The 12,616-nt window shown below is 64.7% G+C and carries 12 protein-coding genes and 1 tRNA gene; 5 read left to right on the top strand and 8 right to left on the bottom strand.

Translation table 11 applies throughout. The features are described from left to right. Positions 1–235 precede the first annotated feature (235 nt). The 5 genes from THIVI_RS21110 to THIVI_RS21090 all read right to left on the bottom strand — a co-directional run bounded on the left by THIVI_RS21110 (position 236) and on the right by THIVI_RS21090 (position 7,052). Positions 236–310 (bottom strand) — tRNA-Gly (locus tag THIVI_RS21110). A gap of 49 nt (positions 311–359) precedes the next feature. Then, positions 360–941: a CDP-diacylglycerol--glycerol-3-phosphate 3-phosphatidyltransferase gene (pgsA, locus tag THIVI_RS21105; RefSeq protein ID WP_014780553.1), complete on the bottom strand. Its 582-nt coding sequence runs from the start codon at positions 939–941 to the stop codon at positions 360–362. Positions 942–944: 3 nt separating this feature from the next. Continuing rightward, positions 945–2,786 carry an excinuclease ABC subunit UvrC gene (gene uvrC / locus THIVI_RS21100; RefSeq protein ID WP_014780552.1) on the bottom strand — a complete coding sequence of 614 codons (1,842 nt, stop codon included), beginning with the start codon at positions 2,784–2,786 and terminating at the stop codon, positions 945–947. Positions 2,787–2,829: 43 nt separating this feature from the next. After that, positions 2,830–5,979: an efflux RND transporter permease subunit gene (locus THIVI_RS21095; RefSeq protein ID WP_014780551.1), complete on the bottom strand. Its 3,150-nt coding sequence runs from the start codon at positions 5,977–5,979 to the stop codon at positions 2,830–2,832. Continuing rightward, positions 5,976–7,052, bottom strand: coding sequence for an efflux RND transporter periplasmic adaptor subunit (locus tag THIVI_RS21090; RefSeq protein ID WP_014780550.1), 1,077 nt, complete (start codon positions 7,050–7,052; stop codon positions 5,976–5,978). Before THIVI_RS21090 ends, THIVI_RS21095 begins: the two co-directional genes overlap by 4 nt. Positions 7,053–7,210: 158 nt before the next feature. On the opposite strand from THIVI_RS21090, the gene THIVI_RS21085 reads away from it, so the two are divergent. Then, a complete protein-coding gene (locus THIVI_RS21085) occupies positions 7,211–7,885 on the top strand; it encodes a TetR/AcrR family transcriptional regulator (protein ID WP_157174528.1) in 675 nt (224 codons plus the stop codon). Here the strand turns inward: THIVI_RS21085 and THIVI_RS21080 are convergent. Next, on the bottom strand, positions 7,824–8,330 hold the full coding sequence (locus THIVI_RS21080; protein WP_014780548.1) for an ATP-dependent zinc protease family protein: 507 nt from the start codon (positions 8,328–8,330) through the stop codon (positions 7,824–7,826). The genes THIVI_RS21085 and THIVI_RS21080 overlap by 62 nt on opposite strands. 124 nt (positions 8,331–8,454) lie before the next feature. Here THIVI_RS21080 and THIVI_RS21075 point away from each other — a divergent pair, with 124 nt between their 5' ends. Beyond that, positions 8,455–9,108, top strand: coding sequence for a hypothetical protein (locus THIVI_RS21075; protein ID WP_174284515.1), 654 nt, complete (start codon positions 8,455–8,457; stop codon positions 9,106–9,108). A 55-nt stretch (positions 9,109–9,163) separates the two neighbouring features. Here the strand turns inward: THIVI_RS21075 and THIVI_RS21070 are convergent, their stop codons facing one another. After that, positions 9,164–9,433: a HypC/HybG/HupF family hydrogenase formation chaperone gene (locus THIVI_RS21070; protein WP_014780546.1), complete on the bottom strand. Its 270-nt coding sequence runs from the start codon at positions 9,431–9,433 to the stop codon at positions 9,164–9,166. Positions 9,434–9,556: 123 nt separating this feature from the next. Between THIVI_RS21070 and THIVI_RS21065 the strand changes: the two genes are divergently transcribed. Further along, positions 9,557–10,045: a HyaD/HybD family hydrogenase maturation endopeptidase gene (locus tag THIVI_RS21065; RefSeq protein ID WP_014780545.1), complete on the top strand. Its 489-nt coding sequence runs from the start codon at positions 9,557–9,559 to the stop codon at positions 10,043–10,045. Between the two features lie 46 nt (positions 10,046–10,091). On the opposite strand, the gene pgl is transcribed toward THIVI_RS21065, so the two are convergent. Further along, positions 10,092–10,781, bottom strand: coding sequence for a 6-phosphogluconolactonase (pgl, locus tag THIVI_RS21060; RefSeq protein ID WP_014780544.1), 690 nt, complete (start codon positions 10,779–10,781; stop codon positions 10,092–10,094). Between the two features lie 97 nt (positions 10,782–10,878). Between pgl and THIVI_RS23100 the strand changes: the two genes are divergently transcribed. Beyond that, a complete protein-coding gene (locus THIVI_RS23100) occupies positions 10,879–11,901 on the top strand; it encodes a response regulator (protein ID WP_014780543.1) in 1,023 nt (340 codons plus the stop codon). Positions 11,902–12,240: 339 nt separating this feature from the next. Then, positions 12,241–12,588, top strand: coding sequence for a TusE/DsrC/DsvC family sulfur relay protein (locus THIVI_RS21050; RefSeq protein ID WP_174284514.1), 348 nt, complete (start codon positions 12,241–12,243; stop codon positions 12,586–12,588). The last annotated feature ends 28 nt before the right edge of the window (positions 12,589–12,616 follow it).

The raw sequence follows: 12,616 nt of genomic DNA, 5'->3' as shown, positions 1-12,616 counted from the left end.
CTTGATCGGGAGTGATGGCGAGGAGGTCATGGGCACCCAGTGCGTCGGACCAGAAGGCCAACCGCGCCAGGGTGGCGCGGTCGAATTCGCGCGACGCCAGGAAGGCGTCGATGGTGTCATTGAGTGTCGGCATACCGCGCTCCATCGGTGCAAAACGATCAGAACCCTAAAAGTAGGATTGTTGATCGCCGTGGCGGCGCACGACTGTAAGCGAATCAATGCCTTACAGAGAAACTGGAGCGGGAAACGAGGCTCGAACTCGCGACCCCAACCTTGGCAAGGTTGTGCTCTACCACTGAGCTATTCCCGCTTACGAGCCGGTTATTTTAAGGGGTTTTAAAACCCTGTCAACCCCATCGTCAATTTTTTTCGCCAGCGCCCGAGATCGTCTTGCCCGACAGGCTCGGCCAGGCGGCGATCAGATAGAGCGCCATCGACCACAGGGTCAGGATGGCCGCGACATAGACGAGCACCACGCCCAAGTCATACACCGAGGGTCCGAACACCGAGTCGCGCAGAATCAGCAGCGCGATCGAGATCATCTGCGCCGTGGTTTTGATCTTGCCGAGCCCGGACACCGCCACCGCCGCACGCGCGCCCACCTCCGCCATCCACTCACGAAGCGCCGAGACCGTGATCTCGCGACCGATGATCACCATGACGGGCAGCGCCAGCAGAATCCGCGGATCGGCCTGGAGCAGCACCACCAGGGCCACGGCCACCATGAGCTTGTCGGCGACCGGATCCAGAAAGGCGCCCAGCGGCGAGGTCTGGGACCAGCGCCGCGCCAGATAACCGTCGAGCCAGTCGGTCAGCGCGGCGGCGCCGAACACGCTGGCGGCGGCATAGGGTGCCCAGGGAGCCTCGATATAGAACACCACGACAAAGACTGGAATCAGGACGATCCGCAGCATCGTCAACAGGTTAGGTAAATTCCACATCGATCAATATCCCGGGATTTCTTGATGAAAGGCATCGTAAATCTGTTGCGCCAATTGCCGGCTGATGCCATCCACCCCGGCGATGTCCTCGACCCGCGCGCGCGCCAGACCGCGCAGGCCGCCGAATTGTTTCAGGAGTTCCTGCCGGCGCTTGGGGCCGATCCCGCGAATGCCTTCGAGCGACGACGTGGTCCGCGCCTTGGCGCGACGCTGACGATGGCCGGTGATCGCAAAACGATGGGCCTCGTCGCGGATCTGCTCGATCAGATGCATGGCCGGGGAATGGCTGGGCAGTATAACGGGCACCCCGCGCCCCAACAACCAGAGCTGTTCGGTGCCGGGTTTTCGGTCAGGCCCTTTCGATATACCGACCAGTGGCAAACCCTCGATACCAAGCTCCCGCAAGACCTGAGCCACGGCGCCAAGTTGTCCGCGCCCGCCGTCGATGAAGAGCAGATCGGGAAGCGGATACTCGCCATCCTTGATGCGGGTATAGCGGCGGGTCAGGGCCTGGGACAGCGCGGCATAGTCGTCGCCGGGCGTGATGTCCTCGATGTTGAAACGCCGATAATCCGACTTGCGCGGCCCCTCCCCATCGAAGACCACGCAGGACGCGACCGTGCGTTCGCCCTGGGTGTGACTGATGTCGAAACACTCCATGCGGGCCGGCGGCGTCTCCAGTTCCAGCGCGTCGCGCAGCGCGTCCAGTCGGCGCGCATAGCCGGCCCGGCTGCTCAGGCGCGACTTGAGCGCAACCTCGGCATTGCCGCGCGCCATCTCCAGCCAGCGCGCGCGCTCGGTCCGCACCTTCGATTTGATCTGGACCCGGTGCCCGGCGCGTTCGGAGAAGACCTGTTCGAGCAAGTCGCGATCATCGGGCTCGACGTTCAGGATGAGTTCTGGCGGGACGTTTTTATCGGTGTAAAACTGCGCCAGAAAACAGGACATGACGGTCGCCAGATCCGTGTCCTCCGGTGCCTGGGGGAAAAATCCACGGTTGCCGAGATTGCGCCCGCCGCGGATGAAAAAGACCTGAACGCAGTGCAGACCGCCTTCCAGGGCGCAGGCGACGATGTCCAGATCGCCGCCTTCCCCGTGCACGTACTGGCGCTGCTGGATCTGACGAAGGGTCGCGATCCGGTCCCGCAGAATGGCCGCGCGCTCGAACTCCAGCGCGGCGGCGGCGCGTTCCATGGCGGCGACCAGATCGCTCACCACCTCGTCGGCGCGGCCTTCAAGAAACTTGACGGTGCTCGCCACATCCTCGGCATAGTCCGCCGCGCCAATCAGCCCGACGCAGGGACCGCCACAGCGTTTGATCTGATACTGGAGACAGGGGCGCGAGCGATGGCGAAACACGCTGTCCTCGCACTGGCGGACCGGAAACAGCTTCTGAAGCAGTTGCAGGGTCTCGCGCACCGCCCCGGCGCTGGGATAGGGCCCAAAGAAACGCCCTTCCCCCTTGCGCGATCCGCGATAGAAGGCCAGCCGCGGAAATTCGTCCTGGGTGGTGAGGTGGATATAGGGATAACTCTTGTCGTCGCGCAGCAGGACATTGAAGCGCGGCTGAAGCGCCTTGATGAGATTGCTCTCCAGCAGCAGCGCCTCGGCCTCGGTGCGGGTGACCGTCACCTCAATGTCGACGATCAGGCTCACCATGCGCTGAATGCGCCGGGTCGGCACGTGCCCGAAATAGCTGCCGACCCGGCGTTTCAGGTTTTTGGCCTTACCGACATAGAGCACCGTCCCGATCGCATCCAGCATGCGGTAGACGCCGGGATTTTCGGGGATTCCCTTGAGCAGAAGACGCAGGTCGGATGCGTCCGTTTTCTGGTCAACGCTCATCGCCACGGCGCCATTGGGTTTTCGATTACTGAATGAAGAGGCTTTACTTTAGCGGGTTTGGAGATGCCATGTCTTCAGTGCCGGCCAACCGTACCCGAAACCACAGCGCATAAAGCGCCGGCAGAAAAAGCAGCGTGATGCCGGTTCCGACGATGATCCCGCCAATCAGCACATAGGCGAGCGGCCCCCAGAAGGTATCGGTGGTCAGCGGCGTGAAGGCGAAGACGGCGGCGGCGGCGGTCAGAATCACCGGCCGCGCCCGCCGGACCGTCGCTTCCACCACAGCTGCGGACGACTCCATGCCCTGCCCCAGATTGTCTTCGATCTGCTTGGCCAGGATCAGGGTGTTGCGCATCAGGATGCCGGCCAGACCGATCAGCCCCAGCAGGGCGACAAATCCGAAGGGCTTGTCCGCGATCAACAGGGCCAGGGTCGCGCCGATGACGCCCAGCGGGGCGGTGGCGACCACCATCACGGTGCCGGAAAAGCTGCGCATCTGGAGCATGATGACCGTCAGCATCAGCACCAGCATGATTGGCTGCACCCGCTGGATGGAGGCATCGGCCTTGCCGGACTGCTCGACCGCGCCGCCGATGTCGATGCGGTAGCCGTCCGGCAGTTGTGCCCGCAGCGGTTCGAGCTGGTTCCAGATCGCCAGGGTCACATCCGGCGGCTGTGCGCCCGCGACCTCGGCATGCACGGCGATGAAGGGGTCGCGGTTGTAACGCTTGAGTACCGGATCCTCGAACTCGATGGAGAGGATACCGGCCTGGGCCAGGGGGACATTGCGCCCGTCCTGGGTCTTGAGGTTGATGTCCGCCAGGGCGCCGGGGCGAACCGCCGCGCCCGTCTGACCGCGCAGCACGAGCTGAACATGGCGCACATCCTCGCGAATCTCGGTCGCGACCAGACCCGACAGCTCATCGTTCAATTGCTGGGCGAGTTCGCGGGGCGTCAGACCGATCAGACGCAGACGGTCCGGATCGAGCGCGAGCCGCGCCACCGGCACTCGCTCGCCCCAGTCCAGATGAGCATCCAGCGCGTTGGGATGGGCGGCGACCCGGTCGCGCACCTGATCGGCGATCCGGCGCAGGGTCACTGGATCCGGCCCCACCACCCGGAAGCTCACCGGCCAGATGACCGGCGGTCCATAGAGCAGCTTGTGGACCCGCACCCGCGCCTCGGGAAACTCGCCCGCGTCCACCTGGTCCTGGAGTCGGGCGATGAGCGTATCGCGCGCGGCCGGACTCTCGGCCACCGCGATCAGCTTGGCAAAGGCCGGATTGGACAGCTCGGGATTGAGCGCGAGAAAAAAGCGCGGCGCGCCGGCGCCAAGATAGCTGGAGAGCGAGCGCACGCCGGGCGCATTCTTGAGGGTCGCCTCAACGCGCTCGGCCACCACCGCGGTGGCGCGGATTCCGCTGCCCTCCGGCAGAGAGATGTCGACCAGCACCTCGGGGCGGTCCGAACTCGGAAAGAATTGTTTCTGCACCGGGCCGACCAGACCGGCGATGGAGAGCGCCAGCAGACCGAAGGTCGCCGCTACCACCAGCCGTTTGTGACGCACGCAGCCGCGAATCAGCGCGCGCAACCGCCGGTAGAGACGCGAATCGTAGAGCGCTTCATGGACAGCGTCCGTCGGCTTGGGCGGGGAGAGAAGAACCGTGCCCAGATAGGGCGTGAAGGTGACGGCCACCAGCCAGGAGACCAGCAGCGCGAAGGCCAGCACCCAGAAAATATTGCCGGCATATTCGCCCACGCCAGAGCGCGCGAAACCGATAGGGACGAAACCAACGACCGTGACCAGCGTGCCGCTCAACATGGGCGTGGCGGTGACCGTCCAGGCATGGGCGGCGGCGCGCAGCCGGTCCCAGCCCTCCGCCATCTTCACCAGCATCATTTCGATGGCGATGATGGCGTCATCCACCAGCAGACCCAGCGCGATGATCAGCGCTCCGAGCGTGACCCGGTCCAGATTGACGCCACGGATCAACATCAGCAGGAAGGTCAGGCCCAGGGTCAGCGGAATGGCAATGCCGACGATCAGACCCGCGCGCCAGCCCAGTGCCACGAAACTCACCAGCATCACCACGACGACGGCGACCAGAAATTTGAGCTGAAACAACTCCACGGCGTGCGAAATGGCGTCGGCCTGATTGGTGATCGGCGAGAACCGCATCCCCAGCGGCAGATCGGTCTCCAGGCTGGCCGTGAACTCGGCCAGTCGCGCGCCCAGAGCCAGGCCATTTTCGCCGCGCCGCATGACCACGCCAAGCAGCACCGACTCCTCGCCGCCGGCGCGGATCAGATAACCGGGCGGATCTTCGTAGCCGCGCTTGACCTCGGCGATCTCGCCAAGTCGAATCAACAGCCTGTCCTGAGCAGGGTCGAAGGAAGTCAAATCGAAGGGATCGCCCGCGCGGATCGGTACCGCCCGGATGGCGTCCAGATCGTCGAGTTCGCTGTCCAGACGCAGATAGAGACGCGGCCCCTGAGTCTCGACCAGACCGGCTGGAAGCAGCCGGTTCTGCGCATCCAGCGCCTCCCGCACCGCGTCCGGGGTCAGACCCAGATTGGCCAGGCGGGCCGGATCGAATTCGACGAAGATCCGTTGCGGGCGCTCGCCGAGCACCCGGACCTTCTGTACCCCTTCGATGCGGGCAAACCGATCGCGGATGCGTTCGGCCTCGCGCACCAGCAGACGGGGCGGCAGATCCGGCGCGGACAGGGCATAGAGCGCGAAATAGACATCGGAGAATTCGTCGTTGACAAATGGACCTTGAACGCCGATCGGCAGCTTTGGCGTCTCGTCCAGCATGCGCTTGCGCACCTGGTAGAACAATTCGGGCACCAGCGGAGAGGGCGTGTAATCCTGGAACTCCACCAGCATATCCACCCGTCCCGGACGCGCGGTAGTCTCGACCCGATAAAAATAGTCCACCTCGGAGATGCGCTTCTCCAGCGGATCGGCGACCAGATCCTGCATCTGCCGCGCGCTCGCCCCCGGCCAGACCGCCGACACGACCATGACCCGCATGGTAAAGGCCGGATCTTCCGCCCGTCCCAGTTGCAGAAAGGCCATGAGACCGGCGGCGGCCGTCAGCAGGATGAAAAACAGCGTCACGGAGCGCTCGCGCACGGCGAGCGCCGAGAGGTTGAAGCGGGATTCGGCGGGACGCGGATGCTCGCTCATGGCTGACGCACCCGGACCGCCTGCCCCGGTTGGAGTCGGTTCACGCCCAGCGCCACCACGGGCGTGCCCGGTGCCAGAGCGGTCTGGATCCTTGCGTACTCGCCGTCAAGACCAAGCAGAGTGACCGGCTCGGGCTGGACATGACCATCCGCCAGACGCCACACCAGCGGTCCCTCGGCGCGTTCCAGCACGGCCCCCAAGGGCACTCGCAGCGCCAGCAGCTCGGAATCGGGGTCGGGCTCGAAATGCAGGGTCACGGTCGTCCCCAACGCCAGATCGGAGGGCGTCTCGCTCAACCGATAACGCGCGCGCCAGGTGCGGGCAACCGGATCGGCGGTCCCGGCGATCTCCCGCAGGGTTGCCGTCAGCGCCGGCCCGGTTCCGAACGGCTCCGCGATGGCCTGGCTCGGTAAGCGGTCGCGCCGATCCTCGGGAACATGGACCTCCACCTCACGCGGGCCGTCTTCCGCCAGCATGGCGAGCGTCTGACCGGCGGTTACCACCTGCCCGACCTGACCGTTCGCCTCCAGAACGACACCGGCCGCCGGGGCCGTCAATGAGGCATAGCCGATCGCGTTCAGCGCCTGTGCCAGGGTTGCCTGGGCGGCTCTCAGACGTTCGCTGGCCGCGCGCGCGGCGGTGGCCGCGCGCTCGAAATCCTGCTGACTGGCGAGCCGTTTTTTCAGCAGATCGGCCAGGCGGTCGCGTTCGCGCTCCGCGTTCTCGGTCTCGGCGCGGGCGCTCGCCTCGGCCGCCTCGGCGGCAATACGCTGTTGAATCACATCGCGGGGATCGAGTCGGAAGAGTAACTGCCCCGCCGCGACCCGGTCGCCCGCATCGATGTGGCGCTCCAGGATTTCCCCGCCGATCCGAAAGGATAGCGGGATCTCATGGCGAGCCTGCACGGCGCCGGTCAGGCTCCAGGTCGCGACGGAGGACACTTCGAGGGGAACCGTCAGCACCCAGGGCGGCAACGCGTCCGGCATTTCCTCGACGCCCGGCTGGCAGGCGGACAGCAACAGCAGGATCGGACTGGCCAGCGTCAGGAACATCGGCAGGGTGAAAGGCCGCACGGGGTTGGTCTCCTAAGGATCGACGAACCCATTCATTATTACTGTACGTAAGCGTTTAGTAAATGCTAATCTCGCGTCCATTCGACATCAACCGCGCCACCGCCATCAACCCGACGATCCGCTGATCCCAAACCATGAGCAACCCGAACCCTAACGGCATGCCCGCCGCATCCGACCCGCCGCGCCGCGCCCGCGGCCGTCCGCCCGACGAGACCAAGCACGCGGCCATCCTCGCCGCGGCGCGTACCCTGTTCTTTTCCGGGGGGCTTCAGAGTCTGAGCATCGAGGCGGTCGCGCGCGCCGCGCACGTCTCCAAGGTCACCGTCTACGCGCATTTCACCGATCTGCCGGGACTGATCCGCAAGGTCATCCTGGCCCAGCGCACCGACATGACCGCTGCCCTGGAAGGCTTGCCCAAAACGCGCGGCGGACTGCGTCAGGCGCTGATCGAGTTCGGTCTTTGTCTGATGGACTTCCTGACCGGTGACGAATTTCTCACCCTGCAACGCATGCTGGCGACCCAGGCCGGCCAGCAACCCTGGCTCGGACCGCTGATCTATCGGGAAGGCGCCGAGGCCACCCGCGCGAAACTGGCCCGGCTGCTGGAGGCATCGGTGGAACGCGGCGATCTGCGCCCCCATGACAGCCTTCAGGCGGCGGAACAGCTTCTAGGGATGTGGCAGGGCATTCAGACGACCGGGCTGTTGATCGGCGGCTGTCCGCCGCCGACACCCGAGGTTCTGCGCCGACGCATCGAGTGCGGCGTCGACCTCATTCTGTCGGCGCATGCGCCGGCGGCTCCAGCGGAAGATAGTGCGTCCAGGGATCTTTGATCCGTCCCGTCACGAAAGAGCGCGACGGATCGACCAGCGCCCGACCGACGAGCGCGGTGCGCCCCAGAAGCATGCGAAACAACATGGTCTCGCGGTTGGCGAGGGTCAGCTCGATCGGCCACGCGCGGCCGGACAGCGCCAGGCGGGTCAAAATCACGTAACGCTCCTCGCGATGTCCGCCGGAATCGGAGACATTCCGCCGGTCGAGAACGGGCGCCTCGCCATGCACGACGACATCGGCGCGATGCTGCAAGGGATGCACGCCAAAACGGACGTGGAGCTTACCGCGACGCTGGAAGGTGTCGACATAAAAGGCGTGCAGAGTGGAGGTCCGGGCGCCGGTATCGACCTTCGCCTTGATCGGCCCCAGGCCCAGATCCGGCAGGGACAGCCATTCGCGCCAGCCCAGCATCAAGGGTTCTGATTCGTTCTCGGGATGCGTCATGCCGCTGCTCACGCTGGATCCGTCGGAATAAGAAGTAAAGGTTCTCGCGCGGCAATCGTTCGACGCCACGATATCGGCTGCCTACAATTGGCGTCAGTGTAACATTCTTGAACCGAACGACTTTATGAAGCATCCAATGCGCGGTCTGGTCTTAGCGTTGCCGTTTATTCTCTCGATTCTGGCCCAGCCGCTCGCCGCCGAGGTCGGTATCGCCAAAATACTTGCCCCCTGGGAGGCGAATGGCCAATTATTTCAGGTTGCCGTGGACAAACTCCAGTTCATCGGCACCTTCGAGGGCATCATGTACATCGAGAATGGCGACGGTCTGCTCGATGCGGCGCTCTTCACCTGCCCCTCCACTCAGATCATCCATATCCTCAGTAACGAGATGCAGGGCCACGGCTACTGCACGATCGAGAGTCCCACGGGCGATTATGTCTATGCCGAGTTCAACTGCAATGGCCAGCCGGGCTCCTGTAAAGGCACGTTCACGCTGACCGGCGGCACCGGCAAGCTGACTGGGATGACCGGCGAAAGCGCGATGATCGTGCGCACCGCGCTAAGCGGCACGAGTATCGATCAGGCGAGTGGCGGCACCGTGTCCGCAGCCAAGGGTCTGGCGATCTGGCCGGAGATGCGTTTCGAGGTACCGGGCGGAAACCCCAGGTTCGGAATGCTGGGAACAGGCAATGCCGGCAAGGCCGACGAGACACAGAAACCGAATGAACCCAGCCCGTCCAGCGGCTTGGGCGAATCCGCCAATCCCGACAAGCCCTAAGCCGTGGGGCGCACGGAAGGCATCTTAGCGGGTCACGTCGCCCGCAAGCGGGTTCCTACGGGTAGGATCTTCCACGAAAATCGCCTTCGCCCGCGCCTGCATCCTCGCCCGCGAGCATGGAATCATAGATTTCCCAAGCCGCGGCGGCCTGCTCGGCGCTGACCTTGTCGATGGCATTGCCAAGATGGACGACGATGTAATCGCCAACCGCGATGTCTTCGTACTGGAGCATGAAAAGGCTGGCTTCGCGCGTCACGCCCTTGGCCTCGCAGTGGGCGATGAAGCCATTGATGGACCGCACTTGCATGGGAATTCCAAAACACATGAACAGGGTCTCCGTTTACACTCTGGGCTTGACGCACGAGGCTAAGCGGCGGAGGTCGACGCCGCAAGGATCCAGATCAATCCTTTGAGCCGCCCGCCCCACGCATCCCAGGAGACACCGCCTTTGAACCCAACCACATTGATCCTCGGTCTCGGCAATATCCTCATGACCGACGAGGCCGTCGGCGCCGAGGTGATCCGCCGGCTTGAGGCGGAGACGGATCCCGCCGCCCCGCTGCGATTCATCGATGGCGGCACCTTGAGCTTCACGCTCGCCGCGCCCATCGGCGACTGCCCGCGCCTGATCGTCGTGGATGCCGCCGCCATGGGCGACGCCCCCGGCAGCGTGCGCGTCTTCGAGGGCGAGGCCATGGACCGCCAGCTTCGCGCCCACGCCAAGAGCGTGCATGAGGTCAGCCTCTCGGACCTGATGGATATGGCACGGCTCACAGACACCCTGCCCGCCCGACGCGCGCTGGTCGGCATCGAGCCCGAGTTCATCGGCTGGGGCGAGCGGCTGACGCCCGCGGTCGAGGCGGCCGTTCCGCTGGCGATCGCAAACATCCGCGCACTGCTGACCGGTTGGGACGCCGCGTCCGTCAGCGCTGGGTAGGCGGCAATTGCTTGGCCCGCTTCCGGCGGGCACTCGACATCCCGGATCACTCGCCCGCGGCCTCGCGATCCACCAGTACCTCGACCCGCAGCCCGGCGGACGCGACCCGCGCGACCGGCAGGTCGGCGCCCCGGCGCCAATCCGCCAGGGCTTCCCGCTTGCCGACACCGGTGACCAGGATCAAAATAGCGCGGCTGGACACCAGCGCGCTCGGGGTTAGCGAGACGCGCTCGGGCGGCGGCTTCGGGGCCTGCTGGACGGGTATGACGAGCGCCCCGGGTGCGATCGCATGGCCGGGAAAGAGGCTGGCTGTATGTCCATCCTCGCCCATCCCAAGCAGCACCAGATCGAAGGGCAGCCGGGGCCGGATCATTGCCTCATAGCGAGTGGCCGCCAGCTCGGCGCCCTGCTCCGCCAGGATGGGATGCCAATTCGCGGCCGGGATTGGCCCCTGATCCAACAGAATGCGGGCGGCCGCAAGACTGTTGCGTTCCGGATCGTCCGATGCCAGACAGCGCTCGTCGCCGAAAAAAATGTGCCAGCGGTCCCAGTCCGCGACCTGATCGGCGAGTACAGTATAGGCCGCCTGGGGGGTGCACCCTCCGGCCAACACCAACTGAAATCGCCCGCGCGCCGCGATTGACTGCCGGGCCGCCGCCAGAACACGCCAAGCCGTGTCGGCGGCCACCTGTTCGGCGGACTCATACAGACGAAAGGCGATCCTGCTATCAGCCATGGTGCGATTCACCTACCATTAATTGACCCGAAACCTGGCGTCCGGCGGACTGGCCCGCGTCAACCATTCAACTCCATCAGTGGAAGTCATGGACCCGATGAAGATACTCCTGGTCGACGATTCAAAATCCGCGCGCTATGCACTGCGGCTGCAGCTTCAGCGTCATGGCGTCGAAGTCGAGACGGCGGACTCCGCCGAGTCCGCCTTCGCGATCCTCAAGACATTACTGCCCGACGCCATCCTGATGGACCATATGATGCCGGGGCTGAACGGTTTCGAGGCGCTGGAGGTGATCCGGGAAGATCCGCGCACCGCGTCGATACCCATTGTGATGTGTACCTCGCACGAAGAGCCCGAATTCGTCGCGACCGCGAACAAAAAAGGGGTCTTCGGCATCCTGCCGAAATCGGCCGCGGCCGAACTCCTGCCCGGGATCCTCGAAAAACTGCGCAACAAGCTCGCGACCGGCGTCGCGCCACAACCCGTCGTGGAAACCATCGAACGCGCCGTGCAACCGACTCCGGCACCAACCCCGGAGCCGTCCGAGGAGGCCATCGCGAAACTGGTCGATGCGCGCCTGGAGGCAAGACTCGCCAGACTGTTGACCCCCATGCTCGAAGATCTGCGGCGCGATCTGACGGAAAGCCTGTTGAGCGAATCCCGACACATCGTGGATGAACGCTTCGCTGCGGAACAGGCCGCACGCCGAACCGCGTCGCCGACACCCACCATGGCGGACTTTCAGGCCATTTCGACCCGTCTGGCAACCGAGACCCTGCCGGATCTGCTCAAGCGCGAAATCGAGGCCGAGCGGGCGCGGGTCATGGAGTCGGTCGAGAAACAACTGCGCGCCTTCCAGCCCAAACCGGCGGGCGGCGATCAGCCCGCGCACGAGCAGTTGCACGCCATTGAAGAGTCCGTCGCGCTCAAAGCCGCGACCCTGGCCCGCCGCGAAGCGAAGGAGGTCATCGATGCCGCGCTCATGGGCGCCCAGCAGTCGACTCAAGCCCTGGAGCAGTCGCTCGGTTCGGCCATCGGCAGACTTTATGGGCTGATTGCCGGGGCGGCCATCCTTGGTGTCGGTGCCGCGGCGGCGGTGTATTTCCTCCTGAGCGCCTGATCCCCGGCGCGCTTGGTTTGACGTAGGAGCCCGCTTGCGGGCGATTTGTGGGCCTGCGAGTTTGCTTCCGGGCGACAGAGTTTGGCAGATCCAAAGGCGACTGACAGGTCATGTCGCCCGCAAGCGGGCTCCTACGATGGCGGATGACTTCAAAACGAGAACTGCTGCGAAGCATCGATCCCCCCTTGACGTAAACCCCCGCAAAATCGACACTCGGAGCGACCGATCATCCGCGACGAATGCCGGCGCTCTTGGCATTCATCCCGGGAGGACGGGATTCGCCTAACCGCAACTACCATCAATCAGAGTATTCGAGAGGTCAGTATCGTGGCGACGACGATGAGCGACATCATGAATCCGGGCGCAACGACCCGCGACGACGCATTCCCCTCCGCGCCGGCCGATTGGACACGAGAAGACGCGGCGCGCGCCGCCGAGGCGGACGGCATCGAACTCGGCGAGGACCATTGGATCACCATCAAGGCGTTACAGGGCTACTTCCAACAGCATCAAAGGCCAAACGTGCGGGAATTGCATGACGCACTCGACGAGGCCTTCCACGCCAAGGGCGGCATCAAATATCTCTACGCGATGTTCCCCGGCGGACCGGTGGCGCAAGGGTGCAAATTCGCCGGACTCCAGCCCCCAGCCGGCGCCGCCAACCCTTCCTTCGGTAGCGTTCAATAGACATCCGAGGTTGGCAAGCCGGATTGAA

Source organism: Thiocystis violascens DSM 198 (genome assembly GCF_000227745.2).
Taxonomy (GTDB): Bacteria; Pseudomonadota; Gammaproteobacteria; order Chromatiales; family Chromatiaceae; genus Chromatium; species Chromatium violascens.
The sequence above is the reverse complement of the archived record's forward strand: the minus strand, read 5'-3'. Positions and strand labels throughout refer to the sequence as shown.

Bases quoted from the DNA above. Each gene is read 5' to 3' on its own strand.
- pgsA (WP_014780553.1), bottom strand. From the start codon at position 941: ATGTGGAATTTACCTAACCTGTTGACGATGCTGCGGATCGTCCTGATT.
- uvrC (WP_014780552.1), bottom strand. From the start codon at position 2,786: ATGAGCGTTGACCAGAAAACGGACGCATCCGACCTGCGTCTTCTGCTC.
- THIVI_RS21095 (WP_014780551.1), bottom strand. From the start codon at position 5,979: ATGAGCGAGCATCCGCGTCCCGCCGAATCCCGCTTCAACCTCTCGGCG.
- THIVI_RS21085 (WP_157174528.1), top strand. From the start codon at position 7,211: ATGCCCGCCGCATCCGACCCGCCGCGCCGCGCCCGCGGCCGTCCGCCC.
- THIVI_RS21080 (WP_014780548.1), bottom strand. From the start codon at position 8,330: ATGACGCATCCCGAGAACGAATCAGAACCCTTGATGCTGGGCTGGCGC.
- THIVI_RS21075 (WP_174284515.1), top strand. From the start codon at position 8,455: ATGAAGCATCCAATGCGCGGTCTGGTCTTAGCGTTGCCGTTTATTCTC.
- THIVI_RS21070 (WP_014780546.1), bottom strand. From the start codon at position 9,433: ATGTGTTTTGGAATTCCCATGCAAGTGCGGTCCATCAATGGCTTCATC.
- pgl (WP_014780544.1), bottom strand. From the start codon at position 10,781: ATGGCTGATAGCAGGATCGCCTTTCGTCTGTATGAGTCCGCCGAACAG.
- THIVI_RS23100 (WP_014780543.1), top strand. From the start codon at position 10,879: ATGAAGATACTCCTGGTCGACGATTCAAAATCCGCGCGCTATGCACTG.
- THIVI_RS21050 (WP_174284514.1), top strand. From the start codon at position 12,241: ATGAGCGACATCATGAATCCGGGCGCAACGACCCGCGACGACGCATTC.